The sequence below is a fragment of the Hydrogenophaga sp. genome (assembly GCF_041633695.1).
Taxonomy (GTDB): Bacteria; Pseudomonadota; Gammaproteobacteria; order Burkholderiales; family Burkholderiaceae_C; genus Hydrogenophaga.
Map to the genome: position 1 here is coordinate 1 of NZ_JBFJMY010000621.1, position 2,025 is coordinate 2,025.

The 2,025-nt window shown below is 66.2% G+C and carries 1 protein-coding gene; it reads left to right on the forward strand.

What is annotated here, in order from left to right; translation table 11 throughout:
- Positions 1 to 2,025, forward strand: a 2,025-nt coding sequence (gene purL, locus ABYB95_RS22485; protein WP_372662246.1) for a phosphoribosylformylglycinamidine synthase, incomplete at both ends; no start/stop codon positions are given.

The following is a 2,025-nucleotide window of genomic DNA, read 5'->3' on the forward strand; positions in this document are numbered from 1 at the left end:
AAAGCCGTGATCGACGTGCTCAGCCACCCCACCGTGGCGTCCAAGCGCTTTCTGATCACCATTGGCGACCGCACCGTGGGCGGCTTGAGCCACCGCGACCAGATGGTCGGTCCCTGGCAGGTGCCGGTGGCCGATTGCGCCGTCACCCTGGCCGATTTCCAGGGGTTTGGTGGCGAAGCCATGAGCATGGGCGAGCGCACACCGCTGGCTTCGCTTGACGCCGCAGCGTCAGGCCGCATGGCGGTGGCCGAAGCCATCACCAACCTGCTGGCCGCGCCCATCGAGTTGCCGCGCGTCAAGCTATCGGCCAACTGGATGGCGGCCTGCGGCGAGCCGGGCGAAGACGCGGCCTTGTACGAGACCGTGAAAGCCGTGGGCATGGAGTTGTGTCCGGCCCTGGGCATTTCGATCCCGGTGGGCAAGGACAGCCTGTCCATGCGCACGCAGTGGAACGAAGGCAGCGGCCAGAAAAAGGTGACCTCACCGGTGAGCCTGATCGTGACCGCCTTCGCCACCCTGGCCGATGTGCGCGGCACACTCACCCCGCAGCTGGACCGAGAGACCGTGGACACCACCCTGGTGCTGATCGATCTGGGTCGGGGCCGCCAGCGCATGGGCGGCAGCATTCTGGCCCAGGTGCTGAACCAGCCCGGCGGCGACGTGCCCGATCTGGACGACGCGCAAGACCTGGTGCGCCTGGTCGACGCGGTGAACGCATTGCGTGCCCAGGGCCAGATACTGGCCTACCACGACCGCAGCGATGGCGGTCTGCTCGCGGCTGCAGCCGAAATGGCTTTTGCCGGCCACGTGGGCGTGGCGCTCAATGTGGACATGCTGGTGACCGAAGGCGACGGCATTTCGGACAGCCGCATGGAAACGGGCGACGCCAAGAACTGGGCGAGCCAGGTCAGCGCGCGGCGCGAAGAACTCACGCTCAAGGCTTTGTTCAGCGAAGAGCTGGGCGTGCTGCTGCAAGTGCGCACCGCCGAGCGCAACGCCGTGATGCAAACCCTGCGCGAACACGGTTTGTCCAAGCACAGCCATTTTGTAGGGACCACCCGACCCGAAACCGCGGTGATCGGCGTGGGCAAGGGCCAACTGCAGGTCTGGCGCGACACCAAGGCGGTGTTCAGCGCCGATTTGTTCGATCTGCACCAGGTGTGGGACAGCGTGAGCTGGAAGATCAACCAGCAGCGCGACAACCCGGCCTGCGCCGACGCCGAGCACGCCGCAGCGGGCCTGCCTGGCGACCCCGGCGCGCACGTGCACCTGAGCTTCGACCCGGGCCAAGACCTGGCCGCGCCGTTTCTCAATCTGTCGCGCCCCAAGGTGGCCATCTTGCGCGAACAAGGTGTCAATTCCCACGTGGAAATGGCCTACGCTTTCACGCAAGCCGGTTTTGAAGCGCACGACGTGCACATGACCGACTTGCAAAGCGGGCGCGCGAAACTGGCCGATTTCCAGGGTGCGGTGGCCTGTGGCGGTTTCAGCTATGGCGACACCCTGGGTGCCGGTATTGGCTGGGCCCGTTCCATCACCTTCAACCCGGTGCTGGCCGAGCAGTTCCAGGGCTTTTTTGGCCGCAGCGATACCTTCGGCCTGGGCGTGTGCAACGGCTGCCAGATGTTTGCCGAGCTGGCCGACCTCATCCCCGGTGCCCAGGCCTGGCCGCGTTTCACCACCAACCAGAGCGAGCGCTACGAGGCGCGCCTGTCCATGGTCGAGGTGCTGGAATCGCCCAGCCTGTTCCTGCAAGGCATGGCGGGCAGCCGCTTGCCGATTGCGGTGGCGCATGGCGAAGGTTTTGCCAATTTCAAGCACCGGGGCGACCCGGCGAAAGCCCTGGCCGCGATGCGGTTTGTGGACCACCACGGCGCGGCCACCGAAGCCTATCCCTTCAACCCCAATGGCAGCCCGGGTGGCTTGACCGCCGTGACCACGGCCGATGGCCGTTTCACCGCCATGATGCCGCACCCCGAGCGGGTGTTTCGCAACATCCAGATGAGCTGGACCAGCGGCGACGCC